The sequence below is a fragment of the Pumilibacter muris genome (assembly GCF_943193045.1).
Lineage (GTDB): Bacteria > Bacillota > Clostridia > Christensenellales > Pumilibacteraceae > Pumilibacter > Pumilibacter muris.
In genome coordinates this window covers 43,885-58,356 of record NZ_CALPCN010000005.1, presented here as the reverse complement: position 1 = coordinate 58,356, position 14,472 = coordinate 43,885, and the positions used below count along the sequence as shown (strand labels likewise).

The window sequence follows — 14,472 nt, the reverse complement described above, 5'->3', positions numbered from 1 at the left end:
GTCGGAACCGACCGAATAACGAATGGATTATAAAAAAATAATTGCCGAGTCAATAAAAATAGACGGCGTAAGCAAAGAAGAAATATATGCGAGCATTTCGGTGCCTCCGCGCAGGGAGAACGGCGAATTTTGTTTGCCGTGCTTCAAATTTTCCAAAATTTTGCGCATGTCGCCTGCGGCTATTGCCGATAAGTTGAAATCGGAGCTTGTTTTGCCTCCCGAAGTTCAAAGCGTCGAATCGGTGGCCGGGTACCTCAATTTTAAACTCGACCGAGCGGCTTTGGCTGAGAACGGTTTGCGCGCGGTTGCAGAGAAAGGCGACGTGTTTAACAAAAAGCCGAGCAACGGCAAAACCGTATGCCTCGACTATTCGTCGGTGAATATCGCAAAGCCGTTCCATATAGGACATTTGCTTACAACCGCAATCGGCGGCTCGCTTTACCGCATCTTCGATTATTTGGGTTACAACGCTGTGGGAATTAACCATCTCGGCGATTGGGGCACGCAGTTCGGAAAGCTTGTTTCGGCATATAAGCGTTGGGGAAACGACGCCGACATTGAAAAGTGCGGCGTTACCGCTCTTATGGAACTGTACGTTAAATTCCATGCCGAAGCCGAAAAAGAGCCGTCGCTCGAAGAAGAGGGCAGGCATTATTTTAAACTAATCGAAGACGGCGACAAAGAAACGGTAAGAATTTTCGACAGGTTTAAAGAGCTCACTCTTAAAGAAGTGCAAAAAATTTACGACAGGCTGGGCATAACTTTCGATTCTTATGCGGGCGAAAGTTTTTATAACGATAAAATGGAGCCTGTTATAAAAGAGCTCGAAGCCAAAGGATTGCTAACCGAAAGCGAGGGCGCTAAGGTTGTGGACCTATCCGACAGCGGCATGCCGCCATGCCTTATTCTTAAAAAGGACGGAGCCACTCTTTACGCCACGCGCGACCTTGCCGCCGCTCAGTATCGCCACGACACCTATAATTTTTACAAGTGCCTTTATGTTGTTGCGTATCAGCAGAATTTACATTTTAAACAGGTTTTCAAAGTGCTTGAAAAAATGGGGAAAACGTGGGCTGCCGACTGCGTTCACGTTCCGTTCGGAATGGTGAGCTTGGAGGGTGGCGAAGCGCTTTCCACGCGCAAAGGAAACGTTGTTTTTCTTAAAGACGTGCTTTCCACTGCGGTCGAAAAAGCCGAAAAAATCATACGCGAAAAGAACCCCGAACTTATCGATAAAGCCGCCGTAGCCGAAATGGTGGGCGTGGGCGCGATAGTGTTTTCGGCGCTTTCGACGTCGCGCATAAAAGATATGGTGTTTTCCTACGATAAAGCTCTTTCGTTCGAGGGGGAAACCGCCCCTTATTTGCAATACACGCACGCTCGTTGTTCGTCTATACTTTCTAAGGGCGGCTATAAATACGTTAGTTCGCGTAAAATATCTTGGGACTTGCTTACGGACGACGAGAGCACCGACGTTGTGACGCTTTTAAACAGGTACGACGACGTTGTTTGCGAAGCGGCAGAAAAGTACGAGCCTTGCCTAATCGCCCGCTATTTGCTCGACCTCGCGCAAAGTTTTAACAGATTTTATATAGAACACAGGGTAATTACCGAAGATAAAGCCGCAACCGACGCAAGGTTGCTACTTACCGCTTGCGTTAAATCGACGTTGAAAAACGGGCTCTCGTTGTTGCTGATAAACGCGCCCGAAAAAATGTGATTCTTTTTATGTCGATAATGTCTGATTTGTTGTAAATGTATTAAATTTACAGCCCGCCGCATTATAAAAAGTGCGGCGGGTTGTTGTTTTAGAACGTGGTGTTGTCGCCTCTGCGAATGCGTCCGCAACCGTCGTTCAACGCGTCGGGGCATGCGTCGCGCGAATTGCAACTGTTCAAAAGCATCGACGTTATAATAAGCTCGTTAATCGAACCGCGCGTCGAGTTCGAATTGCACGGATTGTCGTTTCCGCCGCGTTCGTTGCTCATTAAAAGCAAAATAAGAAGAAGATTGTAGATGTCGTCTTGATTCATGTTATTTCTCCGTTCTTCGCGTAATAGCTACATAAAAAGCGCAATTTTATACTTGCGTCGCAATATATGTTTATATTAAAATATATTCATAGGAGGGCGCAAGTATGTTTGATTCCGAAAGATTGCTTATAGACAATAAAACTCTCGATTTGGTGCGCAGTTATGTGCCGGGCGAAGACGCTCTTGCCGCTATGTCGGACTTTTTTTCGGCGCTCGGCGACGGTACCCGTCTGAAATTGATTTCGGCACTCAGCATAACCGAAATGTGCGTAACCGATTTGAGCCTAAGCCTTAAAATAAACCAAACCACCGTTTCGCACCAGTTGCGGAATTTGAAATCCATAGGCGCGGTTAAAGTGCGTAGGCAGGGCAAAGTGTCGTTTTATTCGCTAAAAGACAACTCTTTGCTCGATATAATGCTAAAAGCCGTAAATTTTGTTTCGTAGCGCAAATTTTTTAAAGTTGCGAATATTTAATTCGCATTACAGCCATATTAGAATTGTACCAAAGACAAAAGCCTTTCCGCGCGGGTTGCCCTTTTGCCGGCGGAAAGGCGGGTACTACATACGGTTTGCAACATAAATTTGCAGTGCGGGCGGGAGTAATTCTCGCTTGATTTTTTTTTGGTTTTATGATACAATAAAATCGAAAGTAAAGAAAACTCTTTTTTAGCAATACAAAGGAAGGGCAACGGAATGAACAAAATAGGCAATTCGTGGGATGAAATACTGAAAAAAGAATTTAGCGCCCCGTATTTTTCGGCGCTTAACGATAAGATTGAAGAGGAATATAAAACGCAAACTGTTTTTCCGCCTTACGAACTGATTTTTCGCGCTCTTTCTATGGTGGACTATAATGACGTTAAAGTGGTTATACTCGGGCAAGACCCGTATCACGGCGACGGTCAGGCGAACGGAATAGCGTTTGCGGTGAACAAGGGGATTCCGCTTCCTCCGTCGTTAATAAATATTTATAAAGAAATCGAATCGGACATAGGCGTTAAAATGCCAACTACCGGCACTCTTCTCGGTTGGGAAGAGCAAGGCGTTTTGCTTCTTAACGCCACCCTTACCGTGCGCAAGGCAACTCCGCAGTCGCACTCGGCGCTCGGGTGGCAAAGGTTTACCGACGCGGTTACAACGGCGTTGAGCGCGCGAGAAAAACCTATGGTGTTTATTCTGTGGGGCGCGGGCGCGGGTTCCAAAAAGAGCCTGATAGCCGCACGCCATAAAATTCTTATGTCGCCGCATCCGAGTCCGCTTTCGGCAAGCAGAGGTTTTTTCGGTTGCAAGCATTTTTCTCAGACAAACGAGTTCTTAGCTGAACACGGTATGGCGCCGATAGACTGGGCGAACGTTGACGGCGGACTTGCTTCTTATTACGGCGGAAAAATAACAAGAGTTTAGAATATATATAAGGAGATGCGAATGGAAAATTCAGAGCCCGCGCAAGCGCCCGAAACAAATTCGGAAAGTAGGCGAATAAAGAGCGGATTTACGCTTGCCAACATGTTGATTACGGTGTTGCTCGGCTTAACGGTGTTGCTCGCGCTAACCGCCGTAATTTTGCTGTCGGTGGGCTTACGAGAAACCGCGTCGCCCAACTACGAAACAGCTTTTGCCGCAGTGCGTTCGCAGGTTGTCGAAGTGTACGGCAACGGCACTAAGGGCAACGCGAAAGGCAGCGGAGTGATATACAAAATTGAAAACGGGAAAACCTACGTTATATCGAATTTTCACGTTACGGGTTCGGACGGCGCTCCGTTTGTGCGCTTTACCGAATACGGCGAAAAACAAGAGGGTAAGCTACTCGGCTACGATTCTTTTCACGATATTGCGCTTATAGAAATTGACGGCGCTTACGGGAAAGCTGTTACGCAAGGCAGTAGCTACACCGAAGGTACTCCCGTGCTTGCGGCGGGGAACAGTCTTGCTTACGGGATTGCGGCTTTCGACGGAATAGTGTCGCGCACGAGCCGAATGTTAAAAACCGAAAACGAAGAGTCGTCGGGAGTTAAAAGAGTTCCCGTTATTGCCGTGACGTGCCCTATAAACGCGGGCATGTCGGGCGGCGGACTGTTTTCGCTCGACGGGAAAATTATAGGAATAAACACCTACCGCACGCAATACGTTGCCGACGGCGACACCGACCGACCCGTTGAGGGAATGAGCTACTGCGTGCCGTTCTCTATTGCGGATAAGTTGGCGCGCCGCATACTCGACGAACGCGGCGGCGGACAAACGAGCACGATTTCCGTGCGCGGCGACACCGACATTGAGGACGCTATTAATTTCGACGGCTTATGCTTTCGGGCGCGTTTTACAGCCGCAGGCTTAACGGTTACCGACGTGTTGCCTTCGTCGGCGGATATGAGCGGTGATATAATGAGCGGCGACATTGTTACCAAAATCGGTTCGCTTGCCGTTTCGGTAAACACTTCTTTCGGAGCCGTTTTCAACGAGTGTTTAAAATACGTTCACGACGCTTCGGCAAGCGGGGAGACTCTAAAAATAGTTCTCGACCGAAACGGACAAAGCGTGACTGTGAAATACGACTACAAGCGTTCAAAATATTGATTTCGGAGACTTTATGAGTTTTTTCAAAAAGAGCTTTAAACTTGCGTTGGTTGCGTTATTTGCGTTTGCGTCTCTTTTTTCCGCTTTGGGTTGTTCGGTGTTCAACAAAAAACCGAGCGAAGATATTTTGCCGCATCTTATAAGCGAGAGTGATGCGGATAGCTCGCCCGTGCGTCCTGTGAACGCGCTCGGCGAAACTAAGGGCTTTACCGCCAACAGCGTGAACGCGCAATTCGACGAGTTGAATGAAATACTATACGAAGGCTACCGTCCCGATTTCAGCAAAGACGTTTTTCCCGAAATAGAGAAAACGTATAACGCCGCCATACAGGTGCTCAACCGCTATATTAAGAACGATTTTTCGGCGTTCGAGCGTTTGCACGCCATACACGACTATATAGCTTACTATACCGAGTACGATTTCGATTTGCTTGAAAACGCGAGTTCTGCAAAAGAGAGCAATCCTTCTTTTAGACCCGACGGCGTTTTTTTGGAGCGCAAGGCTGTGTGCGACGGTTTTTCGAAAGCGTTTTTGCTTTTGTGCGGAATAGAGCAAATCCGTTGCATACGCATAACGGGGCAATATTCTTCCGACGGCAACACCGTAAATCACGCATGGAACAAAGTTTTGCTTGACGGCGAGTGGTACAACGTTGATTCGACAATGGATTCTTGGCATGTATACACCGACAGTAAGCACAGAGTTGACATATTGAATCACGGCTACTTTCTTGTGTCGGACGAAGCCATGTTCGACCCTCTTACGGGGCATCATACCGAAAGCGGGCTCGACGCCGTGAATTACGAGTGTCCGAATTCTTACGACTTTTATTCCGAAATGTCGCTTGGAATAGGCTCACATAAAATGAAGCTTACAAGTCTTGACGAGCTTTTAGACGTGTTCTCTAAAATCAAAGACGGCAAGCGGAAAATAGGCAAGGTTGAATTAAAGCTCGATTTTCCCGAATACGACAAAAGCAATTTGTCGCGTCCCGACGCCTACGCCTCGTATATTGCGGAGGCGTATAAAAAGGTTCCCGACGCCGATTTTGCTTTTAAGCCGGAGAGCGGAATGTATCCGTATCAACGCTATCCCGACGGCGTGTTCGTGTTTTTGATTTATGCGTAACCTATAACAAAAACAAAAGACCCGAAAAATTTTCGGGTCTTTTTTAACGGTTGAAAGTTTAAAAAATTATTTTTTCATATTGCTTTCGATAAAGTCGCAAAGCGCGCCTACGCGTGTTAGCTCTTCCACTTTTTCGTCGGGAATGGTTATGCCCGTTTCTTCTTCGAGCGTGAAAAGCATTTCAACTATAACGAGCGAATCGGCGTTAAGGTCGGCGCGAATGTCGGTGTCGCGCGTTATGGCGCTTTTATCCGCTTTAAGATATTTTGCGAGCATTTCGGTCACTTTTTCAAACATTGTAATGTTACCTCCTTTTATTTTCCGTTCAAAACTTCGAGGGCAATCAATTCGCCCATCTTAGAACAAGACACTTTTTTGTTTCCCGTAGAATAAATGTCGGGAGTGCGGTAGCCCTTGCCGAGTATTGTTTTTATAGCTTTTTCGAGCGCCGCCGTTTCTTTGGGAAGTTCGAGCGACGTTGAGAGCATCATTGCGGCGGCGAGAATGGTTGCTATGGGGTTCGCCGTGTCGGTTCCCGCAATATCGGGCGCGGAGCCGTGAATTGGCTCGTAAAGCCCGAGCTTTGTTGAACCCAAACTGCTGCTCGGCAACAGCCCGATAGAACCCGTAATCATTGCCGCTTCGTCCGAAAGTATGTCGCCGAACATGTTGGGGCAAAGAATAACGTCGAATTGCGACGGGTCTCTTACGAGTTGCATCGCGCAATTATCCACAAGCATGTGGCTCAACTCAATTTCGGGGTATTGTTCCGCAACTTTTGTAACTGTGGCGCGCCAAAGCTGACTTGATTCGAGCACGTTCGCTTTGTCTATGCTCGTAACGCGCTTGCCTCTGCCCATCGCCACGTCGAAAGCGACTTTCGCTATGCGCTCTATTTCTTTTTTGGAATATGCTTCGGTGTCGTAAGCTTCTTGCCCGTATTTGCCCGCGCGGTAACCGCGAGGTCCGAAGTATATGCCGCCCGTAAGCTCGCGCACCACAACAAGGTTTATTCCTTTTTTGGTAATGGCGGGTTTAAGGGGAGAATCGCCGCGCAGTTGTTCGTAGAGAACGGCGGGGCGCACGTTGGCGTAAAGTCCGAGCGCGCTTCTCAAATTCAAAAGTCCTTTTTCGGGGCGCAGGTGGGTGGCAAGGTTATCCCATTTGGGTCCGCCTACGGCTCCCAAAAGCACGGCGTCCGAATTTAAACATTCGTCTATCGTTTCCTGCGGAAGAGGCACGCCGGTGCTGTCTATTGCCGCGCCGCCCATTAGCGGAAAGGCGTACTTAAAAGTGTGCCCGAATCGGTGCGCCACAGCTTCGAGACATCCGATTGTTGCGTCTACGATTTCGGGACCGATACCGTCGCCGCGAATCACAGCGATTTTACAGTTCATATTGAGTTCCCTCCTTTTGTTTTTAAATGGATTTTCGCTTTTGATTTACGTTATTTCAATAGTCCGCCACGCTCTATTATGGCGCGAATTTCGGCGGGGTAGGGCGGCACAGAGTATTCCTTTTTGAGCCGCGAGTTTACTATTGTGCCTTTTTCGAGGTTCACGCTTATTTCGTCGCCGCTTTCGGCATCTTGCGCCGCTTGCGGACATTCGAGAATGGGAAGCCCTATGTTTATTGCGTTTCTGAAAAATATGCGCGCGAAGCTTTTCGCTATTACGCACGCTATTCCCGATTCCTTAATGGAAAGAGGCGCGTGTTCGCGCGACGAACCGCAACCGAAGTTTTCGCCCGCAACCATAATATCGCCTTTTTTCACATTATGCGAAAAATTCGCGTCTATGTCTTCCATACAGTGAGCGGCAAGTTCGCGCCCGTCCGACGAATTTAAATATCGCGCGGGAATAATAACGTCGGTATCCACGTTGTCGCCGTATTTATGCGCTTTGCCTGTCATTGTAACGAAACCTCCGTAAAAAAATTAAACTTGAACGAAAGCGGACGAATTAAATTGCGCCGAGCTTTCCGAGTGCCGCGCTCGACGCCGCCACATAAGGCGACGCGAGGTATATTTCGCTCGATATGTGTCCCATGCGCCCTACGAAGTTGCGGTTTGTGGTTGCCACGCACCGTTCGCCTTCCGCGAGAATGCCCATATAGCCGCCCAAGCACGGTCCGCATGTGGGAGTAGACACAACCGCGCCCGCGTTTATGAATGTTTCTATCAGCCCTTCTTTAATCGCTTGCAAATATATTTCGTTTGTGGCGGGAATAACGATTGCTCTTACTCCGCGCGCAACCTTTCTGCCGCGCAAAACTTCCGCAGCCGCTCTAAGGTCGGATATATGCCCGTTGGTGCACGAGCCTATAACAACCTGGTCTATTTTTATTTCTCCCGCTTCGTCTATTGTGCGGGTGTTCTCGGGTAGGTGGGGGAAAGCCACCGTAGGCTTTAACGAAGAAAGTTCTATTTCAACAGTGCGTTCGTATTCGGCGTCATTATCGGCACGGTAAACTTTTCCTGCGCGTGTCGTTCTGCCTTTTAAATAATCGGCGGTTATTTCGTCCGCCGCAAAAATTCCGTTTTTCGCGCCCGCTTCGATTGCCATGTTGCAAATTGTGAAACGGTCGTCTATGTCTAAGTTCTTGCAACCGTCGCCCGTAAATTCAAGCGACTTATAAAGCGCGCCGCTCACGCCTATTTTGCCTATAAGGTGAAGTATAACGTCTTTGCCGCAAATATGGGGCGCTTTTTTGCCTTTGAGCACAACTTTTATTGCTTGCGGAACTTTGAACCATGCGGTGCCCGACGCCATGCCGTAAGCCATATCGGTGGAGCCTACGCCCGTTGCGAAAGCTCCGAGAGCGCCGTATGTGCAAGTGTGAGAATCTGCCCCTATAACGAGGTCGCCCGCAACCACAAGCCCTTTTTCGGGCAAAAGAGCGTGTTCTATTCCCATTTGCCCGACGTCGTAAAAGTGGGTTATGTTTTCTTTGTACGCAAAGTCGCGGCACTTTTTGCACTGTTGCGCCGATTTAATGTCTTTATTGGGAACAAAGTGGTCCATAACGAGAGCCACTTTGTTGTTGTCGAAAACCCCGCTTTTTCCCGCCTTTTCGAGTTCGCCGATTGCCACCGGCGAAGTTATGTCGTTGCCGAGCACAAGGTCGAGTTTTGCGGTTATAAGTTGCCCTGCGCAAACTTCGCGCAGTCCCGCTTTGTCGGCGAGTATTTTTTGCGAAAGCGTCATGCCCATAATGTGCGGTTCCTTTGCGCCGTTAAACGCTTGTCGGTAGGGGGAGCTTAGAATTTTTTCTTTAACACCGCGCCTTGAGCCGCGCTTGTAACAAGATATTTATATCTTAAAAGCCAACCGCTCGGCTCGTCGTCTTTCGGACGGTATTTTTTAAGTCTCGCCGCCATCTCTTTGGCGTTTATTTCAAGGTTGAGTTTTCCTTCGGGAATGTTTATGCTTATTTTGTCGCCGTCTTTAACGAGAGCTATTTTTCCGCCCGCCGCAGCTTCTGGACAAACGTGCCCTATCGCCGCGCCGCGAGTGGCTCCCGAAAATCTTCCGTCGGTTATAAGCGCCACGTCTTCGTCGAGCCCCATGCCGCAAAGCGCCGAAGTGGGGGAAAGCATTTCGCGCATGCCCGGCCCGCCCTTAGGTCCTTCGTAACGAATAACAATCACGTCGCCTTTTTGAATTTTACCGCCCATAATGGCGTGCACGCAATCTTCCTCGCTGTCGAAACATTTGGCTTTTCCGGTAAAGTTAAGCATATTAGGCGACACCGCGCTGCGTTTAACCACAGCGCCGTCGTCGGCTATGTTGCCTTTTAAAACCGCTATTCCGCCGCAGGGAGAAATAGGGTTCGAAACGGGCTGAATCGCGTCGCCCGTTATGCGGGCGTTCGAATACGAATGAGAAATCGATTTGCCCGTAACGGTAAGAGCGTCGCCCGCTATAATGCCGTTGCCCTTTTTGTCTTTAACGGTTGCAAGTTCGTTCATGACAGCCATAATGCCGCCCGACGCGCCGAGTTCCGCCATGTCGCGCTCCGTAGAGGGGCTAAGCTTGCAAAGGTTTGGCGTGCGGTCGGAAATTTCCTGCAATAAGTCGAGGGTGAGAGTTATGTTGCATTCGGCGGCGATTGCAAATAGGTGAAGCACTGTGTTTGTAGACGCGCCTATTGCCATATCTACGGCAAGAGCGTTCTTAAACGCTTCTTTTTTAAGAATCATGCGGGGGCGAATGTCGTTTTCAACAAGTTTCATTATAGTTTCGCCCGCTTTTTTCGCAAGACGTATGCGCTCCGCTTTAACGGCGGGAACGGTTCCGTTTCCGGGTAAGGCCATTCCGAGCGCTTCGCACAGGCAGTTGATGCTGTTTGCGGTATACATTCCGCAACAGCTTCCGCAACCCGGACATGCGCAGTTTTCAAGTTCGGTAAGTTCGTCGAGCGACATTTTGCCCGATTTGACTTTTCCTACGGCTTCGAACGCTGTGGAAAGGCTTACTTTTTTGCCGCGATAAACTCCGCTTTCCATAGGTCCGCCCGAAACGAGCACTGCGGGAAGGTTTACGCGAGCCGCGCCCATGAGCATGCCTGGAACTATTTTGTCGCAATTAGGCACAAGCACCGCGCCGTCGAAAGCGTGCCCTATAAGCATGCTTTCCACGCTGTCGGCAATAAGCTCGCGGCTGGGAAGAGAATAGCGCATTCCGTCGTGACCCATAGCTATGCCGTCGCAAATTCCGATAGACGGAACAACCACAGGCGTGCCGCCTGCGGCGTAAATTCCCGCTTTAACGGCGTCGGTAATGCTGTCGAGGTGTATGTGACCCGGCACAATTTCGCTTTTGGCGGAAATTACGGCTATAATCGGTTTGGCTATTTCTTCGTCGGATAGTCCGAGCGCCTTATAAAGCGCGCGTTGGGGCGCTTTTTCAATTCCCGAACTCAATTCTTTAGACACAGTTCAATTCCTCTCTTTGTTTTGTATACTCTTCTATTATATCAAAACTCGGTTGCATTTGTAAAGTCGATTTAACGACCGAAAACGTTATAATTTCCCCGAAAGTGCGGAAAATGCAAAAAAACAGCCCGATTTTATGTCGGACTGTGAAAAATGCAAAATTAAAGGAGTTTTTAAACCGTTTAAAATCCGTTGTTTCCGCGCTCCAAAGCGGTTAAGCCTGTGCGAACGAGCTCTATTATTCCGTAGTGGGAAACAACTCCTATAAACGCGTCGATTTTGTTCGGTTCGCCGGTGAGTTCCGCAATGAGAGAGGAGGGCGAAAGGTCTATCATTTTGGCTTTGTAAATATTGCAGGTGCTCTCTATTTCGGGTCGGTCGGAGGGTTCCATTTTCAGTTTTATTATAAGAAGCTCGCGGCAGACAGCCTGAGCGGGGTTTAAAAGCCCCACTTTTTTCACATCGACGAGTTTGTCGAGTTGGCGCGTTATTTGTTTTATGGTTGAGTCGTCGGCTTCGGCGACTATCGTCATGCGGGAAAATTCGGGGTTTTCGGTGGCGCAAACTTGCAAGCTGTTAATGTTGTAGCCGCGCCGGGAAAACAAACCCGATATGCGGGTTAGCACGCCGCTTTTGTTCGATACGAGCGCCGTTACGATATATTGTTTCATTCGTTCGCCTCCTTGATTTCCGTTATAATGTCTTCCGCCGATTTGCCTGCGGGAATCATTGGCAACACAAATTCGTCGGGCATTATTTTGCAATCCACAACAACGGTGCCGCGAGTTGAAAAAGCGGTTTTAACAACGCTTTCTATGTTTTCGTTGCGGTCGAGCGTAAGCCCCTTAGCGCCGAACGCTTCGGCAAGCTTAACGTAATCGGTGGGGGAATCGAGAGTTGTTGAAGAATAGTGCTTGTTGTAGAAAAGAGTTTGCCATTGCCGCACCATTCCGAGCACGTTGTTGTTGAACACGAAAATTTTAACTTCGAGTCCGTTTTTTACGCAGGTGGGAAGTTCGTTCATATTCATGTGGAACGAGCCGTCGCCCGTTATAAGCGTTACGGGCTTTTTAGTTGCCACCGCCGCGCCGAGCGCCGCGCCCAAACCGTAGCCCATTGTGCCCAGTCCGCCGCTTGTTAAAAACGTGCGGGGAACCGAAACGGGATACGATTGAGCCGCCCACATTTGGTGTTGCCCGACGTCGGTTGTAACTATTCTGTCGGCGGGCGAAAACTTTGCGAGCGCTCGCAAAAGCTTTCGCGGGCAAAGCGGCATTTTAGAGTCGATAAACGGATACTGTTTTTTGAGTTCCGCGCATCTTTGTTGCCATTCGGAATTAGGGTGCGGCTTCGCGTTTTCGGTGAGCCAATCGAGCGCTTGCAAAGCGTCGCCTATAATATGAGCGTGAGAATTCACAATTTTATCTACTTCGGCACTGTCTATATCTATATGAATTATTTTCGCGTTTTTGCAAAAGTTTTTGGGGTTGCCTGCCACGCGGTCGGAAAACCGCGCGCCTATTGCGATTACGGCGTCGCATTCGCCGAGCGCTTTCGCTACCGCCGCCGAGCCGTGCATTCCGAGCATTCCGAGAAATAGCGGGTGATTCGCGGGCATCGCGCCCAATCCCATCATAGAGCTCGCTACGGGCGCGCCGAATTTTTCGGCGAACTCGCGCAATTTTTCGCACGCGTTCGATATTATAACTCCGCCGCCCGCATATATGAGAGGCTTTTTCGCTTGCGACAGTATTTGCGCCGCCTCGCGGGCTTGCTCGTCTATTTTGAGCGGCTCGACGCGTTTTTGAACGGGTGAGGCGGGAACGTATTCGGCTACGGCTTGCTGCACGTTTTTAGGCACGTCAACAAGCACGGGACCGGGTCGTCCGCTCGCGGCAATTTCGAAAGCTTGCCTAAGAGTGGAGGCGAGTTCGCTAACGTCTTTCACAATAAAATTATGTTTCGTTATGGGCATTGTAACGCCCGTTATGTCAACTTCCTGAAAGCTGTCGCGCCCGAGCGAGGTTAGAGGAACGTTGCCCGTAATCGCCACAAGCGGCACGCTATCCATATATGCGGTTGCTATTCCCGTAACGAGGTTGGTGGCGCCGGGCCCAGAAGTGCTCATTACAACGCCCACACGTCCCGTAGCGCGCGCGTAGCCGTCGGCGGCGTGGCAAGCCCCTTGTTCGTGACTTGTGAGGATTTGTTTAATTTTGTCGCGGTAAAGATACAGCGCGTCGAACGTATCTATAATATAGCCGCCGGGATATCCGAAAACGTGCGTAACGCCTTGCTCTATCAGCGTTTCAACTATAATTTCGGCGCCGCGCAACAGTTTGCCTTTTTTGCCCGAAGTGTCTTTCATAAAAAGTTTCCTCGCAAATATTGTAAAAAGAGGGCCCCGAATTATTCATTTCGGGGTCGCTCCGCTTTGTTAAAAAAAGCTGTGCATCCGCTTTTGTCGTACCGCACCGAAGCGTTCTTCCGACAGTAAACTCCTTCGAAGCTACCTTGTGGCACACATTATGGTCTACTTAGTGCTGCTGCCGTCAAGCCCTGACACGGTTCATAGTATAACGTTGCACAAGACCCCGATATCATCATCACACGAACGGTAACGGACCTTCCATACGATACGCCGAGAGCGGCTTTCTGCCTCGCTGTAGCGGATTGCGAGTTTAGGGCACCGCTAGCTCCCCACATAGCACAGCATAGTAAGTATAACAAAAAACCGCTTGCTTGGCAAGCGATTTTCATAATGCGGAAAAATAATTGTTATATGCCGAGCGCCGACATGAATTGCTCAATCGTTTGAAAGCGGTTTTCCGGCAAGAGAGCGAGCGCGCGCATAACAGCTTTTTCCACATGATACGGCACTTTAAAGCCGAGCTTTGTGGGGGTGGGCAGTGTGTCGGATTTTTCCCGTTCCGCCGCCGTTGCGGGAATGTAGCCCGTAACGCAGTTGTATAAAGTTGCGCCCGCTTGATACACGTCGCTGAAAGGACCTTGTTTATATTTGTCGCTTCTGTAAAACTCTATGGGGGAGTAGCCCGCTTTAAGCACCGAATACGGTTTTTCCGGCGTTTTCATTTTATAAAGAGAAGCCGCTCCGAAGTCTATTAGTTTAACGTATTTATTTTGAACGATTAAAATATTTTCGGGGCTTATATCTTTATGAATAACGCCGTGTTCGTGCAAAATTGCGAGCGATTCGAACACGGGACGCAGAACGTTAAGCGCGCTTTCCGCCGAAATTCTGTATCCGCGCTCTTTTAAATAGGCGTAAAGCGATTGCCCTTCGAGATAGTCGGTTACTATGTATGCCGAATTGTTCGCTTCGAAAAAGTCCAAAAGCTTAACAACTCCGTGCAAATATTTTATTTGCATTAAAATTTTTGCTTCGGCAACGAACGCGTTGAACCAGTGATTATACGACGAAACTACTTCGGGCGCGTTCACGTTTACGCGCGTGCCGCCGCTTTCGCGCACAGCGAAATCCTTAGGGAAAAACTCTTTTATAACTACTTTGCGGCTCCGACCCATGTCGCGCCCCACATACGTTATTCCGAACCCGCCCATTCCGAGCCGAGTTCCCACCAAATACCGCCCGTTTAACATTGTTCTAACGGGAAGCGCCGACGGCGGATTCTTTAAATCCGCCTCTCTTTTACGGCAAAACGGACATGTTCCGTTTCCGTCGAGGTCGTTGAAACATGCGGGGCATATTTTGGTTATGTCTCGAGTGTCGATTCCCATAATTAAAGTATACACCGAAAGAACTTTTTAAGTCAACCG

The 14,472-nt window shown here is 49.0% G+C and carries 14 protein-coding genes and 1 other RNA gene; 5 read left to right on the top strand and 10 right to left on the bottom strand.

All coding sequences use genetic code 11. From position 1 onward, the window contains the following. Positions 1-22: 22 nt before the first annotated feature. Positions 23-1,720 (top strand): arginine--tRNA ligase, encoded by a 1,698-nt coding sequence (gene argS, locus NFR62_RS07005; RefSeq protein WP_251616635.1) that lies wholly within the window; start codon positions 23-25, stop codon positions 1,718-1,720. 88 nt (positions 1,721-1,808) lie between these two features. Here argS and NFR62_RS07000 read toward each other — a convergent pair whose 3' ends face one another. Beyond that, positions 1,809-2,033, bottom strand: a complete 225-nt coding sequence (locus tag NFR62_RS07000) for a hypothetical protein (protein WP_251616632.1) — start codon at positions 2,031-2,033, stop codon at positions 1,809-1,811. Between the two features lie 104 nt (positions 2,034-2,137). Here NFR62_RS07000 and NFR62_RS06995 point away from each other — a divergent pair, with 104 nt between their 5' ends. The 4 genes from NFR62_RS06995 to NFR62_RS06980 all read left to right on the top strand — a co-directional run bounded on the left by NFR62_RS06995 (position 2,138) and on the right by NFR62_RS06980 (position 5,738). Further along, positions 2,138-2,479 carry an ArsR/SmtB family transcription factor gene (locus NFR62_RS06995; RefSeq protein ID WP_251616629.1) on the top strand — a complete coding sequence of 114 codons (342 nt, stop codon included), beginning with the start codon at positions 2,138-2,140 and terminating at the stop codon, positions 2,477-2,479. A gap of 249 nt (positions 2,480-2,728) precedes the next feature. After that, positions 2,729-3,439: a uracil-DNA glycosylase gene (ung, locus tag NFR62_RS06990; RefSeq protein WP_251616618.1), complete on the top strand. Its 711-nt coding sequence runs from the start codon at positions 2,729-2,731 to the stop codon at positions 3,437-3,439. A 21-nt stretch (positions 3,440-3,460) separates the two neighbouring features. Next, complete coding sequence (locus NFR62_RS06985) at positions 3,461-4,609, top strand: S1C family serine protease (RefSeq protein ID WP_251616615.1); 1,149 nt, start codon at positions 3,461-3,463, stop codon at positions 4,607-4,609. A gap of 13 nt (positions 4,610-4,622) precedes the next feature. Then, a complete protein-coding gene (locus tag NFR62_RS06980; protein ID WP_251616612.1) occupies positions 4,623-5,738 on the top strand; it encodes a transglutaminase domain-containing protein in 1,116 nt (371 codons plus the stop codon). 66 nt (positions 5,739-5,804) lie between these two features. Here the strand turns inward: NFR62_RS06980 and NFR62_RS06975 are convergent, their stop codons facing one another. From NFR62_RS06975 to NFR62_RS06935, 9 genes are all read right to left on the bottom strand, one after another. Beyond that, complete coding sequence (locus tag NFR62_RS06975; RefSeq protein WP_251616610.1) at positions 5,805-6,035, bottom strand: acyl carrier protein; 231 nt, start codon at positions 6,033-6,035, stop codon at positions 5,805-5,807. 17 nt (positions 6,036-6,052) lie between these two features. Beyond that, positions 6,053-7,135, bottom strand: coding sequence for a 3-isopropylmalate dehydrogenase (gene leuB, locus NFR62_RS06970; RefSeq protein ID WP_251616608.1), 1,083 nt, complete (start codon positions 7,133-7,135; stop codon positions 6,053-6,055). Between the two features lie 50 nt (positions 7,136-7,185). Further along, positions 7,186-7,650, bottom strand: coding sequence for a 3-isopropylmalate dehydratase small subunit (leuD, locus tag NFR62_RS06965; protein ID WP_251616606.1), 465 nt, complete (start codon positions 7,648-7,650; stop codon positions 7,186-7,188). Between the two features lie 49 nt (positions 7,651-7,699). Further along, complete coding sequence (gene leuC / locus NFR62_RS06960; RefSeq protein WP_251616604.1) at positions 7,700-8,950, bottom strand: 3-isopropylmalate dehydratase large subunit; 1,251 nt, start codon at positions 8,948-8,950, stop codon at positions 7,700-7,702. 47 nt (positions 8,951-8,997) lie between these two features. Beyond that, on the bottom strand, positions 8,998-10,674 hold the full coding sequence (ilvD, locus tag NFR62_RS06955; RefSeq protein WP_251616601.1) for a dihydroxy-acid dehydratase: 1,677 nt from the start codon (positions 10,672-10,674) through the stop codon (positions 8,998-9,000). Between the two features lie 182 nt (positions 10,675-10,856). Next, a complete protein-coding gene (gene ilvN, locus NFR62_RS06950; RefSeq protein WP_251616598.1) occupies positions 10,857-11,345 on the bottom strand; it encodes an acetolactate synthase small subunit in 489 nt (162 codons plus the stop codon). Beyond that, entirely contained in the window at positions 11,342-13,042 is a 1,701-nt protein-coding gene (gene ilvB / locus NFR62_RS06945; RefSeq protein WP_251616596.1) for a biosynthetic-type acetolactate synthase large subunit, read from the bottom strand. The genes ilvN and ilvB overlap by 4 nt, the downstream gene beginning before the upstream one ends. A gap of 79 nt (positions 13,043-13,121) precedes the next feature. Continuing rightward, positions 13,122-13,387: signal recognition particle sRNA large type (gene ffs, locus NFR62_RS06940), an RNA gene on the bottom strand. A gap of 65 nt (positions 13,388-13,452) precedes the next feature. Then, positions 13,453-14,433 (bottom strand): serine/threonine protein kinase, encoded by a 981-nt coding sequence (locus tag NFR62_RS06935; RefSeq protein ID WP_251616594.1) that lies wholly within the window; start codon positions 14,431-14,433, stop codon positions 13,453-13,455. Positions 14,434-14,472 lie beyond the last annotated feature (39 nt).

Coding starts and splice junctions, on each gene's coding strand:
- NFR62_RS07000 (WP_251616632.1), bottom strand. CDS start 2,033: ATGAATCAAGACGACATCTACAATCTTCTTCTTATTTTGCTTTTAATG.
- ilvB (WP_251616596.1), bottom strand. CDS start 13,042: ATGAAAGACACTTCGGGCAAAAAAGGCAAACTGTTGCGCGGCGCCGAA.
- ilvN (WP_251616598.1), bottom strand. CDS start 11,345: ATGAAACAATATATCGTAACGGCGCTCGTATCGAACAAAAGCGGCGTG.
- NFR62_RS06935 (WP_251616594.1), bottom strand. CDS start 14,433: ATGGGAATCGACACTCGAGACATAACCAAAATATGCCCCGCATGTTTC.
- leuD (WP_251616606.1), bottom strand. CDS start 7,650: ATGACAGGCAAAGCGCATAAATACGGCGACAACGTGGATACCGACGTT.
- leuB (WP_251616608.1), bottom strand. CDS start 7,135: ATGAACTGTAAAATCGCTGTGATTCGCGGCGACGGTATCGGTCCCGAA.
- leuC (WP_251616604.1), bottom strand. CDS start 8,950: ATGGGCATGACGCTTTCGCAAAAAATACTCGCCGACAAAGCGGGACTG.
- ung (WP_251616618.1), top strand. CDS start 2,729: ATGAACAAAATAGGCAATTCGTGGGATGAAATACTGAAAAAAGAATTT.
- argS (WP_251616635.1), top strand. CDS start 23: ATGGATTATAAAAAAATAATTGCCGAGTCAATAAAAATAGACGGCGTA.
- NFR62_RS06975 (WP_251616610.1), bottom strand. CDS start 6,035: ATGTTTGAAAAAGTGACCGAAATGCTCGCAAAATATCTTAAAGCGGAT.
- NFR62_RS06995 (WP_251616629.1), top strand. CDS start 2,138: ATGTTTGATTCCGAAAGATTGCTTATAGACAATAAAACTCTCGATTTG.
- NFR62_RS06985 (WP_251616615.1), top strand. CDS start 3,461: ATGGAAAATTCAGAGCCCGCGCAAGCGCCCGAAACAAATTCGGAAAGT.
- NFR62_RS06980 (WP_251616612.1), top strand. CDS start 4,623: ATGAGTTTTTTCAAAAAGAGCTTTAAACTTGCGTTGGTTGCGTTATTT.